This is a genomic window from Streptomyces sp. 378, from assembly GCF_030124145.1.
Classification (GTDB): Bacteria; Actinomycetota; Actinomycetes; order Streptomycetales; family Streptomycetaceae; genus Streptomyces.
Window position 1 is genome coordinate 115,644 of the sequence record NZ_JASKMS010000013.1, and the last position, 22,983, is coordinate 138,626.

Annotated in this window: 20 protein-coding genes; 15 read left to right on the forward strand and 5 right to left on the reverse strand. The window is 71.5% G+C overall.

The genetic code is table 11. The features are described 5' to 3' along the window. Positions 1-2 precede the first annotated feature (2 nt). From QNO09_RS19450 to nudC, 3 genes are all read left to right on the forward strand, one after another. Entirely contained in the window at positions 3-3,602 is a 3,600-nt protein-coding gene (locus QNO09_RS19450) for an ATP-dependent helicase (protein WP_283971474.1), read from the forward strand. A gap of 10 nt (positions 3,603-3,612) precedes the next feature. Next, positions 3,613-5,016, forward strand: a complete 1,404-nt coding sequence (locus tag QNO09_RS19455; RefSeq protein WP_283971475.1) for a dipeptidase — start codon at positions 3,613-3,615, stop codon at positions 5,014-5,016. A 155-nt stretch (positions 5,017-5,171) separates the two neighbouring features. Then, entirely contained in the window at positions 5,172-6,116 is a 945-nt protein-coding gene (gene nudC / locus QNO09_RS19460) for an NAD(+) diphosphatase (protein WP_283971476.1), read from the forward strand. A gap of 216 nt (positions 6,117-6,332) precedes the next feature. Here the strand turns inward: nudC and QNO09_RS19465 are convergent, their stop codons facing one another. Next, positions 6,333-6,575, reverse strand: a complete 243-nt coding sequence (locus QNO09_RS19465) for a mycoredoxin (protein ID WP_003992805.1) — start codon at positions 6,573-6,575, stop codon at positions 6,333-6,335. Positions 6,576-6,671: 96 nt separating this feature from the next. Between QNO09_RS19465 and QNO09_RS19470 the strand changes: the two genes are divergently transcribed. The 4 genes from QNO09_RS19470 to QNO09_RS19485 all read left to right on the forward strand — a co-directional run bounded on the left by QNO09_RS19470 (position 6,672) and on the right by QNO09_RS19485 (position 10,307). Next, complete coding sequence (locus QNO09_RS19470; protein WP_283971477.1) at positions 6,672-8,954, forward strand: ATP-dependent DNA helicase UvrD2; 2,283 nt, start codon at positions 6,672-6,674, stop codon at positions 8,952-8,954. Positions 8,955-9,118: 164 nt separating this feature from the next. Beyond that, a complete protein-coding gene (locus tag QNO09_RS19475) occupies positions 9,119-9,445 on the forward strand; it encodes a hypothetical protein (protein ID WP_283971478.1) in 327 nt (108 codons plus the stop codon). Between the two features lie 173 nt (positions 9,446-9,618). After that, positions 9,619-9,987: a WhiB family transcriptional regulator gene (locus tag QNO09_RS19480; protein WP_283971479.1), complete on the forward strand. Its 369-nt coding sequence runs from the start codon at positions 9,619-9,621 to the stop codon at positions 9,985-9,987. Continuing rightward, entirely contained in the window at positions 9,984-10,307 is a 324-nt protein-coding gene (locus tag QNO09_RS19485; protein WP_283971480.1) for a putative WhiB-interacting protein, read from the forward strand. The genes QNO09_RS19480 and QNO09_RS19485 overlap by 4 nt, the downstream gene beginning before the upstream one ends. Before the next feature lie 250 nt (positions 10,308-10,557). Here the strand turns inward: QNO09_RS19485 and QNO09_RS19490 are convergent, their stop codons facing one another. Continuing rightward, a complete protein-coding gene (locus tag QNO09_RS19490) occupies positions 10,558-11,925 on the reverse strand; it encodes an ABC1 kinase family protein (RefSeq protein WP_283971481.1) in 1,368 nt (455 codons plus the stop codon). Next, entirely contained in the window at positions 11,918-13,129 is a 1,212-nt protein-coding gene (locus QNO09_RS19495) for a ThiF family adenylyltransferase (protein ID WP_283971482.1), read from the reverse strand. The genes QNO09_RS19490 and QNO09_RS19495 overlap by 8 nt, the downstream gene beginning before the upstream one ends. A 315-nt stretch (positions 13,130-13,444) precedes the next feature. On the opposite strand from QNO09_RS19495, the gene QNO09_RS19500 reads away from it, so the two are divergent. The 4 genes from QNO09_RS19500 to QNO09_RS19515 all read left to right on the forward strand — a co-directional run bounded on the left by QNO09_RS19500 (position 13,445) and on the right by QNO09_RS19515 (position 17,357). Continuing rightward, entirely contained in the window at positions 13,445-14,053 is a 609-nt protein-coding gene (locus QNO09_RS19500) for a M48 metallopeptidase family protein (protein WP_283971483.1), read from the forward strand. Positions 14,054-14,195: 142 nt separating this feature from the next. Next, entirely contained in the window at positions 14,196-15,893 is a 1,698-nt protein-coding gene (locus QNO09_RS19505) for a TerD family protein (protein WP_283971484.1), read from the forward strand. A gap of 11 nt (positions 15,894-15,904) precedes the next feature. Beyond that, the gene (locus QNO09_RS19510; RefSeq protein WP_234845832.1) at positions 15,905-16,585 is read left to right on the forward strand and encodes an AIM24 family protein; all 681 of its coding nucleotides are present in this window, start codon (positions 15,905-15,907) and stop codon (positions 16,583-16,585) included. A 16-nt stretch (positions 16,586-16,601) separates the two neighbouring features. Next, positions 16,602-17,357, forward strand: a complete 756-nt coding sequence (locus tag QNO09_RS19515; RefSeq protein ID WP_283971485.1) for an AIM24 family protein — start codon at positions 16,602-16,604, stop codon at positions 17,355-17,357. A gap of 163 nt (positions 17,358-17,520) precedes the next feature. Here QNO09_RS19515 and QNO09_RS19520 read toward each other — a convergent pair whose 3' ends face one another. Next, positions 17,521-18,048: an NUDIX hydrolase gene (locus tag QNO09_RS19520; protein ID WP_283971486.1), complete on the reverse strand. Its 528-nt coding sequence runs from the start codon at positions 18,046-18,048 to the stop codon at positions 17,521-17,523. After that, a complete protein-coding gene (locus QNO09_RS19525; RefSeq protein ID WP_283971487.1) occupies positions 18,045-19,496 on the reverse strand; it encodes a zinc-dependent metalloprotease in 1,452 nt (483 codons plus the stop codon). The genes QNO09_RS19520 and QNO09_RS19525 overlap by 4 nt, the downstream gene beginning before the upstream one ends. Before the next feature lie 192 nt (positions 19,497-19,688). On the opposite strand from QNO09_RS19525, the gene QNO09_RS19530 reads away from it, so the two are divergent. The 4 genes from QNO09_RS19530 to QNO09_RS19545 all read left to right on the forward strand — a co-directional run bounded on the left by QNO09_RS19530 (position 19,689) and on the right by QNO09_RS19545 (position 22,944). Next, on the forward strand, positions 19,689-20,810 hold the full coding sequence (locus QNO09_RS19530; protein ID WP_283971488.1) for an SDR family oxidoreductase: 1,122 nt from the start codon (positions 19,689-19,691) through the stop codon (positions 20,808-20,810). 93 nt (positions 20,811-20,903) lie between these two features. Beyond that, positions 20,904-21,362 carry a molybdenum cofactor biosynthesis protein MoaE gene (locus QNO09_RS19535; RefSeq protein ID WP_283971489.1) on the forward strand — a complete coding sequence of 153 codons (459 nt, stop codon included), beginning with the start codon at positions 20,904-20,906 and terminating at the stop codon, positions 21,360-21,362. A gap of 225 nt (positions 21,363-21,587) precedes the next feature. Continuing rightward, the gene (locus QNO09_RS19540) at positions 21,588-21,752 is read left to right on the forward strand and encodes a hypothetical protein (protein ID WP_283971490.1); all 165 of its coding nucleotides are present in this window, start codon (positions 21,588-21,590) and stop codon (positions 21,750-21,752) included. 100 nt (positions 21,753-21,852) lie between these two features. Further along, positions 21,853-22,944: a YlbL family protein gene (locus QNO09_RS19545; RefSeq protein ID WP_283971491.1), complete on the forward strand. Its 1,092-nt coding sequence runs from the start codon at positions 21,853-21,855 to the stop codon at positions 22,942-22,944. Positions 22,945-22,983: the final 39 nt, after the last annotated feature.

Genomic DNA, 22,983 nt, shown 5'->3' on the forward strand with positions numbered 1-22,983 from the left:
CTGTGCCCGCCCGAATCACCGATCCCGAACAGCTCAAGGAGCTCCTCGGGATTCCGTTCACCCCGGAGCAGACGGCCTGCATCACCGCGCCGCCCGCCCCGCAGGTGATCGTGGCCGGAGCCGGCTCGGGCAAGACGACGGTGATGGCGGCCCGCGTGGTGTGGCTGGTCGGCACCGGCCAGGTCGCCCCCGAGCAGGTACTCGGCCTCACCTTCACCAACAAGGCCGCCGCCGAACTCGCCGAGCGTGTCCGCAAGGCGCTGGTCAAGGCCGGCGTCACCGACCCCGACGCCATCGACCCGGACAACCCGCCCGGCGAGCCGGTGATCTCCACGTACCACGCCTTCGCCGGCCGCCTGCTGACCGACCACGGCCTGCGCATCGGTCTCGAGCCCACGTCCCGGCTGCTCGCCGACGCCACCCGCTTCCAGCTCGCCGCGCGCGTCCTGCGCGAGGCGCCCGGGCCCTACCCGGCCCTGACCCGTTCCGTCCCGGACCTGGTCGGTGACCTCCTCGCCCTTGACGCCGAGCTCGCCGAGCACCTCGTACGCCCGGAGGCACTGCGCGCGTACGACGCCGAACTGCTGCTGACGCTGCGGGGCGCCAAACTCAGCAACGCCGACCTGCGCAAGGTCCCCGAGGCGGCCGCCGCCCGGCGGGAACTCGCCGAACTGGTCACCCGCTACCGGACCGCCAAGCGCGAGCGGGATCTGCTCGATTTCGGCGACCAGATCGCCCTGTCGGCCCGGCTCGCCGGGGTCCCCGAGGTGGGCCGCGCCCTGCGCGACGAGTTCCGGGTGGTCCTGCTCGACGAGTACCAGGACACATCGGTCGCCCAACGCGTCCTCCTGGCAGGCCTGTTCGGCGAGGGCACCGGCCACCCCGTCACCGCCGTCGGCGACCCCTGCCAGGCGATCTACGGCTGGCGCGGCGCCTCCGTCGCCAACCTCGACGACTTCCCCGAGCACTTCGCCCACGCCGACGGCCGCCCCGCGACCCGTCAGGCCCTCAGCGAGAACCGCCGCAGCGGCGGCCGCCTCCTCGACCTCGCCAACGGCCTCGCGGAGCCCTTGCGCGCCCTGCACGCGGGCGTGGAGGCCCTCCGCCCGGCCCCCGGCGCCGAACGCGACGGCATGGTCCGCTGCGCCCTGCTGCCCACCCACGCCGAGGAGATCGACTGGGCCGCCGACTCCGTCGCCCACCTCGTCCGGACCGGGACGGCACCCGGCGAGATCGCCGTCCTGTGCCGCACGGCGACCGACTTCGCCGAGATCCAGGGCGCCCTGGTCGCCCGGGACGTCCCCGTCGAGGTCGTCGGGCTGTCCGGGCTGCTGCACCTGCCGGAGATCGCCGACCTCGTCGCCGTCTGCGAGGTCCTCCAGGACCCCGGCGCCAACGCCTCGCTCGTGCGCCTGCTGACCGGCCCTCGCTGGCGCATCGGCCCGCGCGACCTCGCCCTGCTGGGGCGGCGCGCCCGGCTCCTCGTGGCCCACGCGCGCGTGACGGACGACGACGACCAGGACCGCCGCCTCGCCGAGGCCGTCGAAGGCGTCGACCCGTCCGAGGTGATCTCCCTCGCAGACGCCCTCGACACCTTCCTGGAGACCCCGCTGGAGGGCCGCGGGGACGACGACGGCCTGCCGTTCTCGTCCGACGCGCGCGTGCGCTTCGCCCGGCTGGCCACGGAACTGCGCGAACTGCGCCGCTCCCTGGCCGACCCGCTGATGGACGTCCTGCACCGCGTCCTCGCCGTCACCGGCCTGGAAGTGGAGCTGTCGGCGTCCCCGCACGCCCTGGCCGCCCGCCGCCGCGAGACCCTGTCCAACTTCCTGGACGTCGCCGCCTCCTTCGCCGCCGGCGACAACGAGGCGTCCCTGCTCGCCTTCCTCGGCTTCCTGCGCACGGCCGCGCAGTACGAGAAGGGACTCGACAACGCCCTCCCCGGCGGCGAGAACACCGTCAAGGCACTCACGGCCCACAAGTCCAAGGGCCTGGAGTGGGACGTCGTGGTCGTCCCCGGCCTGGTCACCGGTACCTTCCCCAGCGGCCAGGGGCGCGAGAAGTGGACCTCCCAGGGCAAGGTCCTGCCGCACGCCCTGCGCGGCGACGCCGACACCCTGCCCGACGTGACGTCCTGGGACGCCAGAGGGCTGAAGGCCTTCCACGAGGCCATGAAGGACCACCAGCACACCGAGGAGCTCCGCCTCGGCTACGTCACCTTCACCCGCCCCCGCTCGCTCCTCCTGGGCTCCGGCCACTGGTGGGGGCCCACCCAGAAGAAGCGCCGCGGACCCTCCGCGTTCCTCCAGGCCCTCCGCGAGCACTGCGAAGCCGGGTACGGCGAGATCGAGGCCTGGGCGGACGAACCCGCCGAGGACGCGGAGAACCCGGCCCTGCACCAGGCGACGGCGGACCAGGTCTGGCCGCTGCCCCTGGACGAGACGGCCCTCGCCCGGCGCCGGGCGGCCGCCGAGACCGTCCTGGCCCACCTGGAGGACCTCGCGTCCCACGAGCACGGACACCCCGCGGCCGTTCACGATCCCGACGCCCTCGACGACCCGGAGTGGCCGCCGCCCCCGGACGACGGCCGGCCTTCTTACGAAGGACCCCTGTACGACGAACCGGACCCGTTCGATGAGGACCCGTACGAGGACCCGTTCGAGGTGGATTCCCCCGGCGGGGGCACCTTCGTCGACGCCTACGGCGAAGACCCGGCGGACCGGAACACCCGCCCCACCGTCCCCCACCAGCCGACCCCGGCGGATCCCCCGGCCGCCCGCCCGCACCCCGGCGCCCCCGAGCACCCGGGCCCCCACGGCCGGGAACACCGGCGCCTCACCCCGGAGGAAGCCCGCACCATCGCCTCCTGGGACCGCGACCTCGACGCCCTCACCGGCGAACTCCTGCGCGCTCGCGACAGTGTCACCGACGTCCCCCTCCCGGCGTCGCTCTCGGCGTCCCAGCTGCTGCGCCTGGCCGCCGACCCGGACGGCTTCGCCCAGGAGCTGGCCCGCCCCATGCCCCGCCCGCCCCAGCCCGCGGCCCGGCGCGGCACCCGCTTCCACGCCTGGGTCGAGGCTCGCTTCGAAGAGCTCACGCTGCCCATGCTGGAGCCGGAGGAACTGCCCGGAAGCGAGGCCGAGATCGCCGACGAACGGGACCTGGAGGCCCTCAAGGACGCCTTCGAGCGCACCGAGTACGCACACCGCACCCCCCACCGGGTGGAGGCCCCCTTCCAGCTCGAGATCGCCGGCCGGATCGTCCGGGGCCGCATCGACGCGGTCTACAAACAGGGCGACGGGAAGCACGCGACGTACGAAATCGTCGACTGGAAGACCAACCGCTCCCACACCGCCGACCCGCTCCAGCTCGCCGTCTACCGCCTCGCCTGGGCCGAGCAGCAGGGCGTCCCGCCCGAGTCGGTCACGGCCGCGTTCCTGTACGTGCGCAGCGGCGAGGTCGTACGCCCGGCGGAGCTGCCGGACCGAGCCGCCCTGGAGCGATTGCTGCGGGAGGAGCCGTCCGGCGCGCAGAACGCAGCGCGGACCGTGGCCGGGCCCGGTGAGGAACCGCACTCCGAGGACGTCCGTGCGGGCCGATAGGCTCGTGACCATGAGCCAGACCCCGGACAGCGTCGTCCGTACGTACATCCAGCAGCACCGCGCCGCCTTCCTCGACGACCTCGCCGAGTGGCTGCGCATCCCGTCGGTGTCCGCCCAGCCGGACCACGCGCCCGACGTACGACGCAGCGCCGACTGGCTCGCCGCCAAGCTGACGGAGACCGGCTTCCCGACGGCCGAGGTCTGGCCGACCCCGGGCGCACCCGCCGTCTTCGCGGAGTGGCCCTGCGACGACCCGCAGGCGCCCACGGTGCTGGTCTACGGCCACCACGACGTGCAGCCCGCCGCCCGCGAGGACGGCTGGGACAGCGATCCCTTCGAGCCGGTCGTGCGCGGGAACCGCCTCTACGCGCGCGGGGCGGCCGACGACAAGGGCCAGGTGTTCTTCCACACCCTCGGCGTCCGTGCCCACCTCGCCGCCACCGGCCGCACCACCCCGGCCGTGCACCTCAAGCTGCTCATCGAGGGCGAGGAGGAGTCCGGCTCACCGCACTTCCGCGCCCTGGTCGAACAGCACGCCGAGCGGCTCGCCGCCGACGCGGTGATCGTCTCCGACACCGGCATGTGGTCCGAGGACACCCCCACGGTGTGCACCGGCATGCGCGGCCTGGCCGAATGCGAGATACGCCTGTACGGCCCCGCCCAGGACATCCACTCCGGTTCCTTCGGCGGCGCGGTGCCCAACCCGGCGACGTCCGCCGCCCGCCTGGTCGCCGCCCTGCACGACGAGCACGCGCGCGTGGCGATCCCGGGCTTCTACGACGGCGTGATCGAACTCACCGACCGCGAGCGCGAACTGCTCGCCGAACTGCCCTTCGACGAGGAGCGGTGGCTGCACACGGCCAAGTCCTACGCCACCCTCGGGGAGGCCGGGTACACCACCCTGGAGCGGATCTGGGCCCGGCCCACCGCGGAGGTCAACGGCATCGGCGGCGGCTACCAGGGCCCCGGCAGCAAGACGATCATCCCCTCCTCGGCCGTGCTGAAGTTGTCCTTCCGCCTGGTCGCCGGCCAGGACCCCGGCCATGTGGAGAAGGCCGTCCGCGCCTGGGCCGAGCAGCAGGTGCCGCCCGGGATCCGCTGCGACATCGCGTTCAGTGGCGCCACCCGCCCGTGCCTGACCCCACTGGACCACCCGGCCCTGCGCTCGGTCACCCGCGCCATGGGCCGTGCCTTCGAGAAGCCGGTCCGCTTCACGCGTGAGGGCGGCTCCGGACCGGCGGCGGACCTCCAGGACGTCCTCGGCGCCCCGGTGCTGTTCCTGGGCATCTCCGTCCCGTCGGACGGCTGGCACGCCCCCAACGAGAAAGTCGAACTCGACCTGCTCCTCAAAGGCGTCGAGACCACCGCGTACCTGTGGGGTGACCTCGCCGAGAACTGGCGCCATGCACCCTGAGCGTCCCGAGCCGCCCGGACCGGCCACACGCGCGGGGCACACTGGGAGTGCCGCCGCGCACCGCCCGAGCCCGCCGGACCCGGTCGCCTCCCGCCGTCCGTCCCGCTGAACCGCCTGCCGAACCCGACCGTCCCACCGGGGAGTTGGAAGCACCCGTGACCACCTGGACCGACCACAACGCCGACCGCCCCATCTCGCTCACCGCCCCGAGCGGCATCGACCGGGCCGCGCACCACCGGCTCGACGAGGCCTGGCTCGCGGCGGCGTGGAGCCACCCCACCACCCGCTGCTTCGTGGTCTCCGGCGGACAGGTCCTCATCGACGAGACGGCGGACGGGCGCACCGAACTCGTCATGACCCCCTCCTTCGAGGCTCCCCTCACCGAGGCACACCGCTACTTCCTCGGCATCGACGAGGACGGCGTCAGCTACTTCGCCCTCCAGAAGGACTCCCTGCCCGGGCGCATGGACCAGTCCGCGCGCCCGGCGGGCCTGCGCGAAGCGGGCGCGCTGCTGTCGGCCCGCGACGTGGGCCTGATGGTGCACGCCGTGGGTCTGGAGAACTGGCAGCGCACCCACCGCTTCTGCTCGCGCTGCGGGGAGCGCACCGTCATCGCAGCCGCCGGGCACATCCGCCGTTGCCAGGCCTGCGGTGCGGAGCACTACCCGCGCACGGACCCCGCCGTGATCATGGCTGTGACCGACGAGGACGACCGCGTCCTGCTCGGCCGCCAGGTCCACTGGCCCGAGGGCCGCTTCTCGACGCTCGCCGGTTTCGTCGAGCCCGGCGAGTCCATTGAGGAGTCCGTGCGCCGCGAGGTCCACGAGGAGGTCGGCATCACAGTCGGCCAGGTCGAGTACGTGGCCAGCCAGCCCTGGCCCTTCCCGTCCAGCCTCATGCTGGGGTTCATGGCTCGCGCCACCTCGACCGAGATCAATGTCGACGGCGACGAGATCCACGAAGCCCGCTGGTTCTCCCGCGACGAACTTCGCGCCGCCTTCGAGTCCGGCGAGGTGCTCCCGCCGTACGGCATCTCGATCGCGGCCCGCCTGATCGAGCTCTGGTACGGCAAGCCGCTCCCGTCGCGGAGCGCCGCCTGACGGGGGCCGCCCCGATGACCGACCCGTACGGGAACACGTCCCGGGCGGAGCCGGCGGGCCCTCCGCCGCCTCCTGCCGGCTGCGACGTGCGTCGCACACTGCTGTGGCGCTACGTCGGGGTGTGGGACCGCCCACGAAGAGTGGTGCGGGACCGCCCAAGAAAATGCGGCCCCTGAGCTGCCTCAGGAGCCGCCTTCCCCGTACAGCGCACGGCGACTAGGCGCCGATCTTCTGCTTCACCTGAGCCAGCGAGGGGTTCGTGAGCGTCGAACCGTCCGGGAACAGAACGGTGGGCACCGTCTGGTTTCCGCCATTCGCCTTCTCCACGAATGCGGCGGACTCCGGGTCCTGCTCGATGTTGATCTCGGTGTACGCGATGCCCTCGCGGTCCATCTGGCTCTTCAGCCGGCGGCAGTAGCCGCACCACGTGGTGCTGTACATCGTCACAGTGCCCAGCATGTCGCTCGTGCTCCTTCATTGGCTCGGGGCGGGTGGTCGCAGTGAGGGAACGTATGTGAAAGGTCCACCATTCCCGTGCCCCGGCACCGGCCCGACATGACGCCTGCCGCATTGGTACGACTATCAGTGCCCGCCTGTGGACAACCGGCGCGGCCGTCTCTCGCGACCTGGCAGCATGGCTGTGTGACAGCAGCAACGCACTCCACCCTGTTCCCGCAGGTACCGGATTCCGCCGACGCGGTGCTCGAAGGGCTCGACCCTGAGCAGCGCGAGGTGGCCACGGCCCTGCACGGTCCGGTGTGCGTCCTGGCGGGCGCGGGCACGGGCAAGACCCGGGCGATCACGCACCGCATCGCCTACGGAGTGCGTGCCGGCATCCTGCATCCGTCCAGCATCCTCGCCGTCACCTTCACCAACCGCGCCGCCGGGGAGATGCGCGGCCGACTGCGTCAGCTCGGCGCGGGCGGCGTCCAGGCGCGTACGTTCCACTCGGCCGCCCTGCGCCAGCTCCAGTACTTCTGGCCGAAAGCGATCGGTGGCTCCATGCCCCGGCTCGTCGACCGCAAGATCCAGCTCGTCGCCGACGCGGCGGCCGCCTGCCGTATCCGGCTCGACCGGGGCCAGCTGCGGGACGTCACCGCGGAGATCGAGTGGTCCAAGGTCACCCAGACCGTCCCCGCCGACTACGCGCCCGCCGCCGCCAAGGCCGGACGCGAGTCCCCCCGCGACCCCGCCGAGATCGCCCAGCTCTACGCCGCCTACGAGGACGTCAAGCGCGAGCGGTCCGTCATCGACTTCGAGGACGTGCTGCTGCTGACCGTGGCCGTCCTGCAGGACCGGCACGACATCGCCGAGCAGATCCGCGCCCAGTACCAGCACTTCGTGGTCGACGAGTACCAGGACGTGAGCCCTCTCCAGCAGCGCCTGCTCGAACTGTGGCTGGGTGAGCGGGACAGCCTGTGTGTGGTCGGGGACGCCAGCCAGACGATCTACTCGTTCACCGGAGCGACCCCGGACCACCTGCTCGACTTCCGCACCCGCCACCCCGGCGCCACCGTCGTCAAACTGGTCCGCGACTACCGCTCCACCCCCCAGGTCGTCCACCTCGCCAACGGCCTGCTCGCCCAGGCCCGGGGCCGGGCCGCCGACCACCGCCTGGAGCTCGTCTCCCAACGCGCTCCGGGGCCCGAGCCGGTCTATGCCGAGTACACCGACGAGCCGACGGAGGCGGAGGGCGCGGCCCGCCGGATCCGCGAGCTCATCGACTCGGGGGTCCCGGCCTCCGAGATCGCCGTCCTCTTCCGCACGAACGCCCAGTCCGAGACCTACGAGCAGGCCCTGGCCGACGCCGCGGTGCCCTACCAGCTGCGCGGCGCCGAGCGGTTCTTCGACCGCCCGGAGGTGCGCAAGGCGGGTATCGCCCTGCGCGGCGCGGCTCGCTTCGGGGGCAACGACTCCCTTCTCGACGACGTCGTCGACCTCCCCTCCCAGGTGCGTGCCGTGCTGTCGGGGGAGGGCTGGACGCCGCAGCCACCGGCCGGCTCCGGTGCCGTGCGAGAGCGCTGGGAGTCCCTCGCCGCCCTGGTGAACCTCGCCCAGGACTTCGCCGCCGCCAAACCGGGCGCCACACTGGCCGACCTCGTCGCCGAGCTCGACGAACGGGCGAACGCCCAGCACGCCCCCACCGTGCAGGGCGTCACCCTCGCCTCACTGCACTCGGCCAAGGGCCTGGAGTGGGACGTCGTCTTCCTGGTCGGCGTCACCGAGGGCATGATGCCGATCACCTACGCGAAGACCGACGAGCAGATCGAGGAGGAGCGCCGCCTCCTCTATGTCGGGGTCACTCGCGCGCGCGAACACCTCCATGTCTCGTGGGCGCTCTCCCGCTCACCCGGCGGCCGTCCCAACCGCCGCCCCAGTCGCTTCCTCGACGGGCTGCGCCCCGGCTCGACGGCCACCACGGGCCGCATCACCACCGGCGGAGCGGGCGGAATCGAGCGCGGAATCCCCGGAACCAGGGGGTCCGCCCCGAGAAGGACCCAGCGAGTCCCCGCCCGTTGCCGGGTCTGCGGACGCACGCTGACCGACCCGGGCGGGATGAAGCTGATGCGCTGCGACGACTGCCCCTCCGACATGAACGAGGGCCTGTACGAGCGGCTGCGCGAGTGGCGGGCGGACCAGGCCCGCAGCAGTGGTCAGCCCGCGTTCTGCGTGTTCACGGACAGGACCCTGATGGCGATCGCCGAGACCGCTCCCGACGACGAGCGCGAGCTCGCCCGCATTCCGGGTGTCGGGATGCGCAAGCTCACCCGTTACGGGGCCGATGTCCTGGCCATCTGCGCAGGCCAGTCAGGCCCGGAGCACACAGATCAGGACTGACACGAACTCGTCGAAAAAATAGTTTGCGCATGCCCCAGCAATCCCCATAGGTTCTTAGGCACGAGAGCAGCGACCTTCTCGGAGGCGCTGATCCCGTGTTGTACTTGCATATCCGTAGGACTGGTTCACCCGGTCCCCCGAGACGCCGAGAGGAGGCGAGTCCAGTGATCAGCATCAACACCAGCTCCGTCAGCATCGTGAAAATGACCGATCGCTCGGCCGTCTCCGCGTGCATGCTCGGCGTTTCGACCCTGGGCACCGGTCTGTCCGGCATTCGTGCCGTCCTTCCGGCGTCCTCCTTCGCTGCTCCCGCGGGCCTTCCCGTTCGTGAGCGCAATGAGCGACCGACCAAGGCACTGGAAGCGGCAGTAGAGGCACAGGCGCTGGCCTATGCCTTTACGGCGACCGGTGCCGGATGCCGGAAGCAGACGACGCAGCACCACCAGATGTGGGCCTTCCGTGGGCCAGAACCCTGGAGTGATCCAGCCTGATCGCCGATCAGGCCGGCGCCTTCAGGGCCGCGGAACCCCATCCGGGATCCGCGGCCCTTCTGTTTGTCCCTGAACAGGGATGACGGACCGAAGGAGCCTCGGGACAAGAAAAGAACCCGGTACCACCACCCTCCGGCCAACAGGCCGGAACGACAAGACGAGGAAGACGAACCGTGCAACTCGAAGCGCACGCCCCGTCCGTACCGCCTTCCGACACGATCCCCAAGCCCGGCTCCACGGAGGACCCCGCCTTGACCCCGCTCACCGCGCTCACCGCGCTCGATGACGCCATCGAGAACCTGGGTGTGCCCGTCCCGTGCCGCTCCTACGACCCGGAGGTCTTCTTCGCCGAGTCGCCCGCGGACGTCGAGTACGCCAAGTCCCTCTGCCGCACCTGCCCGCTGGTCGAGGCCTGCCTCGCCGGTGCCAAGGAGCGGCGTGAGCCCTGGGGCGTCTGGGGTGGCGAGCTGTTCGTCCAGGGTGTCGTCGTCGCCCGGAAGCGGCCGCGTGGCCGCCCGCGCAAGAACCCGGTCTCGGCATGAACACCGCAGGAACGATCGACCGTCCCTTCACGCACGACCCCCAGAAGCAGGCCCCGATGAAGCCGTCCACTTACGAGCCCGCAGGCTCCGCGAACCAAGACTTCACCATCAGCGGCGCGAAGGACTCGCGTCAGAACAGGACCCGAGAGATGCAACTCATTCCAGAAGCCATGGCTCGTGCGCATATGCGCGAGCGACTGCAGGAGGCGGAGCGAGACCGACAGGCCGTGCGCCTGGTGGCCGCCCGCCGGATGCAGCGCAGGGCGGAGCGCGCTTCGCTGCGTGCCCGCCGGGCGCTCGCCATGGCGGTCATGCAGTAACCCGCCATACCTGAAGCGCGGGCCTCCCACCCAGGGGGCCGAGTATGCGACGTGGGGGCCGGTCCGTGCCGAACGGACCGGCCCCCACAGTGCGTTGAGGACCAGGAACGCACGGTGCCGGCGAGCCGGAATGGAGCGCACACCGAGGCCGGTGTGCTGGGCCGCCGAGCCGGGGCGTCGAGTCCGATGCCCCGGGGTGTGGCGTCTGACTGGTGGTGAGACTCGCGGCCGGGACTCAGGAGGCCGGGACTTACGCCTCCGCTGCCTCCTCGCCGTCCGCCGGATCCTCCGGGACGAACCCCGGCAGCCACCCCTCCAACTCCTCGCGCAGCCGCACCGTCGCCCCCAGCTGACACAGCACGCCGATCGTGCTCAGCGTCACCCGGTGGATCAGCAGATAGGACGGGGGCAGGTTGAGTTGTTTGCCGAGCTGGTAGGCGGGGGAGCGGGGGTCGGCGACCCGGGCCGCCTGGCTGCGCATCCAGCCCCGGGTGAAGGTGAACTCCTCGACCTGCGCCGGCTCGATGATCGGCAGCAGGTAGTCCATCACCGCGTCCGGGTTCAGCTCTATGGTCTCCCTGACGAATCCTTCCGCGCACAGCAGCTCGTAGACCGCCTCGGCCTGCCCGTCGAGGGTCATCCGCAGGGACTCGCCGATGGTGACCGGCAGGCCGCCCGGAAGACGGTCGACCGTGCCGAAGTCCAGAACGCCCAGCCGCCAGTCGTCCTCACCCTCCGGGCCGCCGGGCAGAAGCCGGAAGTTGCCCGGGTGGGGGTCGGCGTGCAGCAGGCCCGTGCGGGCGGGGCCGGAGAACAGGAAGCGGGCCAGGAGCTGACCGGCACGGTCGCGCTGCTCCTGGGTACCGTCCGAGATGATCTCCGACAGCGGGATGCCGTCCATCCACTCGGTGACCAGAACCTGGTCGGACTGGTGGACCACCAGTGGCACGACCACGTCCGGATCGTCGGTGAACTCCTGCGCGTGGGCCTGCTGGGCCTGGGCCTCCAGGCCGTAGTCCAGCTCTTCCGAGACGCGGTCCTTCAGCTCCGCGATCAGCGGTTTGATGTCCATGCCGGGGATCAGCGGACCGAGCAGGCGCGAGAAGCGGCTCAGCTGGTTCAGGTCCGACAGCAGCGCCTCGCCGGCGCCCGGGTACTGCACCTTGACCGCCACCTCGCGGCCGTCGTGCCAGACCCCTCGGTGGACCTGGCCGATCGATGCCGCCGCGGCGGGCTTGTCCTCGAACTCCAGGAACAGCTCGTGCCAGCCCTCGCCGAGCCGCTCTTCGAGCACCGCGTGCACGGTCCGGGTCGGCATGGGCGGTGCCGCCTCCTGGAGCTTGGTCAGCGCGGCCCGGTAGGGGCCGGCCACCTCCTCGGGGAGCGCGGACTCGAAGACGGACAGGGCCTGGCCGAACTTCATCGCGCCGCCCTTGAGCTCGCCGAGCACCTTGAACAGCTGCTCCGCCGTGCGCTGCTGGAGTTCGCGGCCCACGAGCTCGGCGGATTCACCGACGATTCGCTTGCCCAATCCCCAGGTCGCCCGCCCGGCGATGCCGAGCGGGAGCGCGGCGAGTTTGGCGGTCCGGGTAACCGCCTTCCGGGGAAGATCAGACATGCGCCCTCCAAGTCCCAGCCGGCCGCTCCGCCTCTGCCTCACGGCACTGCTCCGACGGCCGTTGCATCGCCATTGTCTCGTGCGACGCCCCGTCCTCGGAGGGGTGCTCCCCTTTTCCCCTCTCCGCCGCCGCACACGGGCATGCCGGATGTGCCCAGATCGGCCGCGCATGCCAGTGGAGACCAGGGACGGAGACCTCCCAGCGTGCCCCTGCGCTGGAGGGGATCCGGCCGTCCAGGAAGGCGAGCGCGTGGGCGGCCGCCAGTCCGGCGACGGTCGTGGCCAGCGTCAGATCGCACGGGTGCACCTGCCGCTGCCTGCCGGAACGCCACTGGGCGACCAGGCGCGGCCAGGTCGGGTCCCGCTGGGCGCGGCCCTCGTGCAGACATCCCGCGCAGCTCGTCTCCCCGGGCAGGACGAGAGGACCGACCACGCCGGTGCCCTCCACGACACCGGCGTACAGATGGGGTGTCCCGGAGGTCATCAACGGCTCGGCGTCGGCCGGGTCGGGCGCGTGCACGGCGACATCGTCCCGCGGGGCGAGGATCACCAGCGAGAACCCCGGTTCGCCTTCCTCCGGGGATGCCTGCGGCGTGCGACGCTGCGGCCGGTCCGGGGCCGCCCGGCGCACGGCACGGCGGGCCGACTCGTCCCTGCGGTCGCCGATCGCTTCCGCGGGGTGTCCGCCCGGCCCGACGTCCCACGGCTCCACACGGCCACCGTCGAGCACGTCCACCCCGCCCACACCGGCCCCCGCCAGGAGCGAGGCCAGCACGGCGCCCACCCGACCCGCGCCGCGCACCTGCACGCGCTGTGAACGCCGGGCGGCCAGTTGTCCCATCGCGTCGCCGGGAGCCGAGGTCGTCAACGAGAGGGAAGCCAGATCGGGTCGCAGCCGGTCGAGGACCTCCTTCTTCTTCCGCAGGGAGTCAGCGGCCGGCCCGCCTCCCCGGGCGTCGTCCAGGAGCCCGGCTCGCGCGAGCCTGCGCACCAGCCCGTCGACATGACCGTCGGGCAGATCCATGCGGCGTCCCTCCTCGCGCAGCAGCTCCAGCCCTCGCGTGCCGTTCAGGAGGTCGAGAAAACTGCCCGTCGCCAGGTCCATCGGACCGAGCGTCATCGCGTGCGCCGGAGTCATCCCGAACTGCACGGTGTTGAGGTCGCGCCACCCGCACCTCAGCGCAGGTTTCACCATCGGATGCATGACAGGCCCCCGTATGTCATAGATCGTCCCTGTATGTAGGTGGAGCGAGTCGCAGCCCCGGCCGGCCGCGCCAAGGCCGGTCGCAGGCGCAGCCCGTGAGCGGGCGGTCACCAGCGCAAGGCGGCCCCTGGTCCCGGGCCGGCCCCGCGATCGCTTCGCCGACGAGATCCAGCATGCCCAAACCCGCCGTCGGCTGCCGAAAGTTGTCCACAGGCCCGGACGTTCGTCGTACAAACCCGGCGCCCGGTGGTGGCCGACGGGACCGAACCGTCCCGGAGCCGGGACTTCCCCGTGTGCAGCGGGTAACGTCGGGGCGTGCCCGCCGACCCACTGCACCGCGCCGGAAAGCCACCGCGCAGCACGACGAGCCAGCCGCCGAGCGGCTCGGTGGCGAGCGCGATCGAGGTCCGCAGGAGCGCCCGCCGACGCAGAACGGTCTCCGCGTACCGCGAGGGCGATCGCACCGTGGTGCTCATCCCCGCCCGGATGTCCGAGGCGGAGGAGCAGCGCTGGGTGCACGTCATGCTCGACAAGCTCGCCGCCCAGGAGAGCAAGCGGGCCCTGGGCGACGCGGAGCTGGCCGAGCGGGCCCGGCACCTGTCGGACCAGTACTTCGACGGACGGGCCAGGCCGGCTTCGGTGCGCTGGGTGACCAACCAGAACACGCGCTGGGGCTCGTGCACCCCCTCCGAAGGCAGCATCCGCCTGTCGCACCGCCTGCAGGGCATGCCCGAGTACGTCGTCGACTACGTCCTCGTCCACGAACTCGCCCATTTGCTCGTACCCGGACACGGACCTCGCTTCTGGGCACTGCTGGAGGCCTATCCGCGCACGGAGCGAGCCCGCGGCTACCTCGAAGGAGTCGTCGCGGCCGAGAGGTTGCCCCACGTACCCGGCGCGCGAGGTGAGAGTCCCCCGGGGTGACCGACCGCTTTCCGCGAGCGAACAGCGGATACGACCGAGTGGGCGTTGTGTACCGGCTCTGTACCGACCTCGTCCGGTGTCCGAGTTTGCCGTTAGCCTGGCGCGACGCACTCACGTTCTGGATGGGGGACGGTCGTTACGCATGGCCAGGGAATTCCAACGCGGCCACAAGGCCAGGATCAGTGACCTCACCCCGGGCACGGATCTGTACGTAGGTGTACAGATCGCGGGCCCCGGGCTGAGCTTCGACATCAGCTGCTTCGGCCTCGACGCCGATGAACGGCTCTCGGACGAGCGGTACTTCGTCTTCTTCAACCAGCCGAAGTCCCCTGAGGAGTCCCTTCAGCTCCTGGGCGCCCAAGCGGGCGACACGGAGTCCTTCCGGGTGACGCTCGACCGCATCCCGCCGCAGATCCGGAAACTGTCCTTCACGGCGACGATCGACGGTGCCGGGCAGATGTCGCAGATCGCCTCCGGCTACATCCGCATCGTCGCGGGCGGCCAGGAGGTGGCGCGCTACTCGTTCACCGGTTCGGAGTTCTCCACCGAACGGGCCGTGATGCTGGGCGACTTCTACCTCAAGGACGTCTGGCGGTTCGCCGCCGTCGGGCAGGGCTTCGACGGAGGCCTGGACGCGCTGCTGAAGAACTTCGGCGGCGAGGTCGCCGAGGAGGAGACGCCCGCGCCGCAGCAGCCGCAGACCGGTGCTGCCCCCGGCTTCGCCCCGCCCGCGTTCGGCGTCCCCGGAACCCCGGAATCCGCCGCCGCACCGGCAGCGACTCCCGCCCCCCAGCCGGCCCAGGGCTTCGCGCCCCCGCCCGGGCCCACTCCGCCTCCGGCTCCGGCGCCCGCGCCCCAGGTGCACGCCGCCCCGACCATCGTCGCGCCCTTGCACACCCCGCCCGGAGGTTCGCCGGTGCCGCCCCCGGCCCCGGCGCCCGCGCCGTACGGCCAGCCGGGCCAGCAGCCGCCGTACGGCCAGGTCCCCGGCCAGACGGCCCCGCCGCCCCCCGGCTACGGTCAGCCCCAGGCACCCCACATGCCACAGGCACCCCAGGCCCCCGCCCCGCCCCCCGGCTACGGTCAGCACCCCCCGCCCCCCGGCTACGGTCAGCAGCCGCCTTTCGGGCAGGCTCCCTACGGAGCTCCGCAGGGCATTCCGCAGGGCGCCCCCCAGGGCGCCGGTGTGTCCGCCGCGCTCCAGCAGTTCAAGGAGACCCCCACGGGGCAGCGCTGGACGCAGCAGAACAAGAAGCTCGTCCGCGTGGACCTCGGCATCGGCGGACAGCCCGTGCTGGCCCGGCAGGGCAGCATGGTGCTCTACCAGGGCAAGGTCGACTTCAGCTACAAGGGCGCCGGGTTCGCCGGCCGGATCGTGGGCAACGCGACCGGACAGGAGATGCAGCTGATGCGCTGCACGGGCCAGGGGCAGGTGTTCCTCGCCGAGAACTCGTCCATGCTGCACCCCGTGGAGCTGCAGGGCGACGCCGTCTGCGTCTCCGCCGAGAACGTCCTCGCGTTCGATGAGAGCCTCACCTACGAGGTCCGCCGCCTCGAGGGCCACGGCATCCCCGGCGGCGCGCTGTTCACCATGCAGTTCCAGGGCACGGGCACCATCGTCGTGAAGACGCACGGCACACCCGTGGTGCTGCCCGTCACGCCGACCACCTTCGCCGACTGCAACGCCGTGGTCGCCTGGTCGGCCGCCGCCCAGGTCGTCGTCTCCAGCCAGGTGCGGATGCGCCGCAACGCCTACCCCGGTGACACGGGGGAGAGCGTCAACCTGCAGTTCCGGGGAGCGCCCGGGAACTTCATCGTCGTCCAGCCGTACGAGGTCTGAGGGAGCCCGTCATGACACAGCAGCTCGCGGGCCACGCCCCCGCACCCGTCACCGCCCGCATGGAGAACCACGGCAATCACATGCTGAAGGTCGCCATGCAGACCGGGAACGACCTCCTCGCGCGCGTGGGATCGATGGTCGCCTACGAAGGGTTCGTGCAGTACGAGCCCAACCCGCCGGCCGTGCGCCAGATCGCCAAGGACTGGCTCACCGGTGAGGGCGCGCCCCTGATGAAGTGCTCCGGCGACGGCCTGCTCTACCTCGCCGACTACGGGGCGAACGTCGTCGTCATCAACCTCAACGGCGACGGCATCTCCGTCAATGCCACCAACCTGCTCGCCTTCGACGCCCATCTGACGTGGGGCGTGGAGCGGGTCAAAGGCCTGGCGAAGTTCGCCGGCCAGGGCCTGTGGAACACCAAGATCTCCGGGCAGGGCTGGGTCGCGCTGACGTCCCGGGGCAAGCCCATCGTCGTCGACTGCGGAGGCGGCGAGGACGAGACCTACGTCGACCCCGACGCGCTCGTCGCCTGGTCACCGAACCTCAAGGTGAAGGGCAAGCGCAGTTTCCGGGCCCAGTCGCTGATCGGCCGCGGCAGCGGCGAGGCCTACCAGATGGCCTTCTCCGGTCAGGGCATCGTCGTCGTCCAGCCCAGCGAGGACAGTACCGACCGCCTCCGGTTCCGGGGCTGAGGGGGAGCCACACACCATGCAGAGCCCGATTTTCGCCTACAACGAGCAGCAGACCCAGGAACGCTGGAGCCTGCAGAACAAGCAGATGCTGCGCGTCACCCTGGAGAGCCACGACGACATCCTGGCCCGCAAGGGCACCATGGTCGCCTACCAGGGCCTCGTCGAGTTCGACGCCGAGTACCAGAGCAACCAGCAGTCACGCGCGCGTGCGCAGACCGGGGAGGGTCTCGACCTGATGCGCTGCCACGGGCAGGGCACGGTCTACCTCGCCAACCTCAAGCAGCACGTCCACGTCATGGACGTGGACCAGGACGGCCTCACCGTCGACAGCAGCTATGTGCTGGCGATGGACTCCTCACTGCACCACGAGGTCATCGCCGTGGACAGCCTGTACGGCATCTCCGGCTCCGGGAAGTACCAGCTCAACATCTCCGGCCGGGGCAAAGTCGCCCTGATGACCTCCGGGATGCCGCTGCTGTTGCAGGTGACGCCCGACAAGTACGTCAACTGCGACGCCGACGCGATCGTCGCCTGGTCCACGGGCCTACGGGTGCAGATGCAGGCCCAGACGCACTCCTCCGGGGTGTGGCGGCGGCGTGGCAGCACCGGTGAGGGCTGGGAGCTGAGCTTCATGGGCACCGGCTTCGCACTCGTCCAGCCGAGTGAACTGCTGCCGCCGCAGAACGCCCAGACCGGTTCGGGCCTCGCCGCGCAGTACGGCATGGGCCAGCAGGGAGCACACGGGCAGAACCAGGGCAACGCCTGGAGCTGAGCGCTCCGCGGGTTCGGCCGATCGGGGGCTGTCCGTCCCGCCTCGGGCTGCCGGCCGTCCGGGCCGACACGCGCGGTTTCCCGCGCCCCAGACGGGGCGCGCACCCCACGGTCGGGACCACATGTAAGGGGCGGCCGCTCGTGCGACCGCCCCTTACATGTGGTCAGAGCGCGAGCCTCGCACGCGTCGCCTCCAGCAGCCGGACGACCGAAGCGTCCGCCACCTTCGGAACCTCGTCGTAGCCGAACCAGCGCACGTCCAGGGACTCGTCGCTGATCGCGTGCGCGGCGCCCGGCGGCGCCAGGACGGCGTACTGCACGTCGAAGTGGCAGTGGCACGGCGGCGGGATCGGATGCCGGTCCAGGCGCACCGGGCCGCCGGGCAGCACGGAGAGCCCCAGGACACCGGACTCCTCCGTCGCCTCACGCAGGGCCGCCCCCGCCAGGGACGCGTCGCCCTGCTCGCAGTGGCCGCCCGTCTGGAGCCACATCCGGAGCTTCTTGTGCAGGGTGAGCAGCACCCGGCCGCCCTCGGGGTCGATCACCAGGGCGCTCGCCGTGAGGTGACCCGCGTGGCAGGCCTTCCACAGACCGTCCGGGTGCCGCGCCAAGTGGTCCAGATAGGCCTGGCGCAGCACTGTCTGGTCCTCGTACCCCTTCAGCACGAGGACCGCGTCGTCGTACAGGCTCACCCGGCGCCGTCGCCCTTGTTCTCGTCCTCGCCCTCGTCCTTCTTCTTGAGGTCGGGCTTGTCCGCCGCCTCGCCGAGCATCTTGTCCAGCTCGGAGAAGTCGATCTGCTCGCGGTGCACGAAGCCGTCCGGGTCGTCCAGATCGGTCGCCGTCGGCAGCATGTCCGGGTGGTGCCACAGGGCGTCCCGGCCGTCGACACCGCGCGCGTCCGTGAGCGAGGCCCACAGACGGGAGGCGTCCCGCAGACGGCGCGGGCGCAGCTCCAGGCCGATCAGCGTGGCGAACGTCTGCTCGGCCGGACCGCCCGAGGCGCGGCGGCGGCGCAGCGTCTCGCGCAGGGCGTCGGCGGATGCCAGGCGCGGCTTCGCGGCGGCGTGGACCACCGCGTCCACCCAGCCCTCCACGAGCGCCAGAGCCGTCTCCAGACGGGCCAGGGCCGCCTTCTGCTCGGGCGTGTCCTCCGGCTGGAACATGCCCTGCTGGAGGGCCTCCTGCAACTGCTCCGGGTTCTGCGGGTCGAACTGCCCGACCACGTCCTCCAGCTTGGCCGTGTCGACCTTGATCCCGCGGGCGTAGCCGTCGACCGCGCCGAACAGATGCGAGCGAAGCCAGGGCACATGCGCGAACAGACGCTGGTGGGCGGCCTCGCGCAGGGCGAGATACAGCCGCACCTCCTCTTGGGCGACGCTCAGGTCCTTGCCGAACGTCTCGATGTTCACCGGCAGCAGGGCGGCCTTCCCGGCCGGGGCGAGCGGGAGGCCGATGTCGGACGAGCCGACGACCTCACCGGCGAGCACGCCGACGGCCTGCCCGATCTGCGTGCCGAACATGGCGCCGCCCATCGAGCGCATCATGCCGATCAGCGGGCCGGCCATGGCCTGCATCTCCTCCGGCAGGACGTCGCCCATGGCGGTGCCCACGCGCTCGGCGACCGGGTCGACGAGCTCCTTCCAGGCGGGCAGGGTGGCCTCGACCCACTCCGCGCGGCTCCAGGCGACCGCCGAGGCGGCGCCGGACGGCAGGGAGGTGGCATCGTCGAGCCACAGGTCGGCCAGGCGGACGGCTTCCTCGACGGCCTTGCGGTCGGCGGGGCCGACGCTGGCGTCCTTGGTGCCGTCAGGGCTGCCCTGGGAGACCGTCTGGCGGGCGATCTGCTTGGCCATGTCCCAGTTCACCGGGCCGCCCTCGTAGGAAAGCATCTGGCCGAGCTGCTGGAACGCGGCGCCCAGGTCGGTGGGGTTCAGCGACCCGAACATGGCTGCGAACGGATTGTCCGCACCGGGGCCGCCGGGGCCTGCGCCGAAGCCTCCGGCTCCGGGCAGGCCGCCGAAACCGAACGGGTTGGCCGGTCCCTGACCACCACCGCTCTGCTGGTCCTTCTTCTTGCCCTCGTCGCCGTCGTCCGGCTCCTCCGGCGGAAGGCCGAATCCGAATGGGGTGTCACTCACGGGATTCCTCGGCTGGTAGGGCCGCCGGTTCTTTCCGGCGGCACGGCTGCCCGACAACACCACCCAGCGTAGACACCTGGGGCGGATCGGGCCTCGGTGCTTCGCCGACTGACGGCCTGCGGCAGGATGGATGCCACCTGGTACGCACGCGTCGGACGCGCTCGTACTGAAGACAACCGCTGGAGACGCCCGGTGAGTTCCCCAGATCCGCAGGTTCGCGCAGCGCGAAACCAGTCAACCAGTTCCGCGAGCTCCGCGGCGCGTGGACCCGTCGTCGCCGTGACCGGCGCCGCGTACGGCGTAGGAGCCCTGCTCACGGAGCAGCTCGCGGCATCCGACGAGGTCAAGCAGGTCGTGGCCATCGACGAGAGGCGCGGCGAGTGCGCGGCGGCCCAGTGGCACATCCTGGACGTACGGGATCCGGCCATCGCGGAGAAGTTGCGTGGCGCCGACGTGGTGGTGCACCTGGCACTGGATCTCGATCTGGAAACCGACGCCGCCGCCCGAACGGCCTACAACGTACGGGGGACGCAGACCGTCCTGACGGCGGCCGCGGCGGCCGGAGTGCACCGGGTCGTGCTGTGCACCTCGGCGATGGTCTACGGGGCGCTCCCGGACAACGAGCTGCCGCTGTCCGAGGACGCCGAGCTGCGGGCCACGGCGGAGGCGACGGGCGTGGGCGACCTGCTGGAGATCGAACGGCTGGCGCGGCGCGCGCCCCGGGCGCATCCCGGGCTCAATGTCACCGTGGTACGGCCGGCCGTGCTGGTGGGCGGCACCGACACCGCGCTGACCAGGTACTTCGAGTCTCCCCGGCTGCTCGTCGTCGCCGGGTCGCGGCCCGCGTGGCAGTTCTGCCACATGGAGGACCTGTGCAGCGCGCTGGAGTACGCCGTCCTGGAGAAGGTCGACGGAGAACTGACCGTCGGGTGCGACGGCTGGCTGGAGCAGGAAGAGGTCGAGGAGCTCAGCGGCATCCGGCGGATGGAGCTGCCGTCGGCGGTCGCGCTCGGCGCGGCGGCGCGACTGCACCGGATCGGGCTGACGCCGTCCCCGGCCGGAGATCTGGCGTACACGATGTACCCCTGGGTGGTGAGCGGCAGCCGGCTGCACGACGCCGGGTGGCGGCCGCGGTACACCAACGAGGAGGTGCTGGCGGAGCTGCTGGAGGAGGTCTCCGGGCGGCACACGGTCGCCGGGCGGCGGCTGGGCCGAAAGGACGCCACGGCCGCGGGCGCCGCGGGTGCGACGGTGGCGCTGCTGGGCGCGGCGGCGGTGGTACGGCGGGCGCGGAAGGCCCGGCGGCGGATCTGAGAGGGTCCCTGGAGGAGAGTCCAAAGGCGTACGCGCGCGTGCCGGTCGATAGCTCTATTCCGCGCTGTCGGTCGCGTGCGGCACGATGGAGGCATGGCAACCACGAATGATCACCCCGGCGAGCAGGCCGCGCAGGACCCGATCAAGCTGATCGGGATCCGGGACACGGCCCTCTCGCTGGACGAGGTCTTCCGGGCGGTCGGGGACGACGCGGCCGGCGGTACCGCGCTCTTCGTGGGCACCGTGCGGAACCACGACGGTGGCGCAGACGTCGAGGAGCTGGGGTATTCCTGCCACCCCGGTGCCGAGGCGGAGATGCGGCGGATCGCCGAGAAGGTCGCCGCCGAGTTCCCGGTGCGGGCCCTGGCCGCCGTGCACCGCGTCGGGGACCTCCGGGTCGGGGACCTCGCCGTGGTCGTCGCCGTCTCCTGCCCGCATCGCGGGGAGGCCTTCGAGGCCTGCCGGAAGCTGATCGACGACCTCAAGCACGAGGTGCCCATCTGGAAGCACCAGAAGTTCTCCGACGGCACCAATGAATGGGTCGGCGCGTAGCGCTGTCGTTGAGGGGGGGGCGGCCGGGTGACGGGAGGGCGGGTCGGCGCGTAGCGCTGTCGTTGAGGGGTGGCGGCCGGGTGACGGGAGGGCGGGTTGGCGCCTGCTGATCCGCCAAGCCGCCTTCCGGTTGCGTAACCGCACCCCTGGCGTGAGCGTTGTCACTGCGGATGGTTAATCTGCTGATCAGTCAGTTGCGGACGCTCAAAGGGGTTGGAGGTCGGCATGGCGGCGCTCGCCTGGTTGCTGATTCCGCTTGTGGCTGCCATCGGCGCGGGGCTCTGGGGAAGTTGGGCGAACCGGACCCGCAAGGTACGCAACGACGGCCCGGAGCTCACCGGGTACGCCCGCTTCCGGGAGGCCATGGAGAAGCCCCGGCCGGGCGGCTGACGGCCGAGGAACAGCAGGTCACCGACGGTTGAGAGCACAGGGCCGCCCGGACGGGCGGCCCTGACGGTGCGCTGACAGGACCGTCCCGTAATGTCGAGTCATGCCACGCCGCACCGCGACGATGCTCGCCTCCACCCTGATGCTGATCGCGCTCCTGTGCGCGGGAGTGTTCATCCCCGTGCCCTATGCGGAGATGTCCCCGGGGCCGACGGTGAACACGCTGGGCGATCACGACGGTGAGCCGGTACTGCAGATCGCGGGGAAGAAGACGTACCCGACCAGTGGCCACCTGAACATGACCACGGTCCGGGTCACGAGCGCCGACTATCGGATGAACCTGGTGGAAGCCGTCTACGGCTGGCTCGCGCACGACAACAAGGTCGTGCCGCACGAGACGCTCTACCCGGACGGCAAGACCGAAGAGCAGTCCACCCAGGAGAACGCCGAGGAGTTCAGCCAGTCCCAGGAGAGCGCCAAGGTCGCCGCCCTGAAGGAGTTGGACGTTCCGGTGAAGTCCTGGGTGATCGTCTCGACGGTCGTCAAGGGGTCCCCGGCCGAGGGCAAGCTGCACGCGGGGGACGTGATCAAGGCCGTCGACGGTACGACGGTGAAGGCGCCGGCCGACGTCGCGAAGCTCGTCACCGAGCACAAGCCGGGCCAGAAGGTCCGCTTCACGATCGTGCCGGCCAAGGAGCAGGCCGCCGCGGAGAAGGAGAAGCGGACGCCGACCAGGACAGAGGTCATCACGATGACCACCACGACGTCGGACGACGACGGCGAGAAGCGTGCCATCGTGGGGATCTCGGCGGGGACCGACCACACGTTCCCGTTCACCATCGACATCAAGCTGGCCGATGTCGGCGGGCCGAGCGCCGGGCTGATGTTCGCGCTCGGCATCTACGACAAGCTCACCCCGGGCAGCCTGACCGGCGGCAGATTCGTGGCGGGCACCGGCACGATCGACGACGCCGGCCAGGTCGGGCCGATCGGCGGCATCGAGATGAAGACCGTGGGTGCGCGGGCCAAGGGCGCGCGGTACTTCCTCACGCCCACCGACAACTGCGCGACCGCCGCCGAGGACACCCCCGACGGCCTCACCCTCGTCAAGGTGGGAACCATCCAGGACGCCCTCGGCGCGCTCAAGGACATCCGCAGCGGCGACACCGCGGATCTGCCGACGTGCGGTAAGTAGTCCCAGTCGTCCCACCAGTCCCAGGAATCCAAGGACCCG

What these genes read in the sequence shown, in the direction of transcription:
- QNO09_RS19470 (WP_283971477.1), top strand. Translation starts at nt 6,672, where the DNA reads ATGACGCCTGCCGCATTGGTACGACTATCAGTGCCCGCCTGTGGACAA.
- QNO09_RS19495 (WP_283971482.1), bottom strand. Translation starts at nt 13,129, where the DNA reads ATGCATCCGATGGTGAAACCTGCGCTGAGGTGCGGGTGGCGCGACCTC.
- QNO09_RS19540 (WP_283971490.1), top strand. Translation starts at nt 21,588, where the DNA reads ATGGCGGCGCTCGCCTGGTTGCTGATTCCGCTTGTGGCTGCCATCGGC.
- QNO09_RS19455 (WP_283971475.1), top strand. Translation starts at nt 3,613, where the DNA reads ATGAGCCAGACCCCGGACAGCGTCGTCCGTACGTACATCCAGCAGCAC.
- QNO09_RS19465 (WP_003992805.1), bottom strand. Translation starts at nt 6,575, where the DNA reads ATGCTGGGCACTGTGACGATGTACAGCACCACGTGGTGCGGCTACTGC.
- QNO09_RS19510 (WP_234845832.1), top strand. Translation starts at nt 15,905, where the DNA reads ATGACACAGCAGCTCGCGGGCCACGCCCCCGCACCCGTCACCGCCCGC.
- QNO09_RS19535 (WP_283971489.1), top strand. Translation starts at nt 20,904, where the DNA reads ATGGCAACCACGAATGATCACCCCGGCGAGCAGGCCGCGCAGGACCCG.
- QNO09_RS19505 (WP_283971484.1), top strand. Translation starts at nt 14,196, where the DNA reads ATGGCCAGGGAATTCCAACGCGGCCACAAGGCCAGGATCAGTGACCTC.
- QNO09_RS19545 (WP_283971491.1), top strand. Translation starts at nt 21,853, where the DNA reads ATGCCACGCCGCACCGCGACGATGCTCGCCTCCACCCTGATGCTGATC.
- QNO09_RS19490 (WP_283971481.1), bottom strand. Translation starts at nt 11,925, where the DNA reads ATGTCTGATCTTCCCCGGAAGGCGGTTACCCGGACCGCCAAACTCGCC.
- QNO09_RS19485 (WP_283971480.1), top strand. Translation starts at nt 9,984, where the DNA reads ATGAACACCGCAGGAACGATCGACCGTCCCTTCACGCACGACCCCCAG.
- QNO09_RS19515 (WP_283971485.1), top strand. Translation starts at nt 16,602, where the DNA reads ATGCAGAGCCCGATTTTCGCCTACAACGAGCAGCAGACCCAGGAACGC.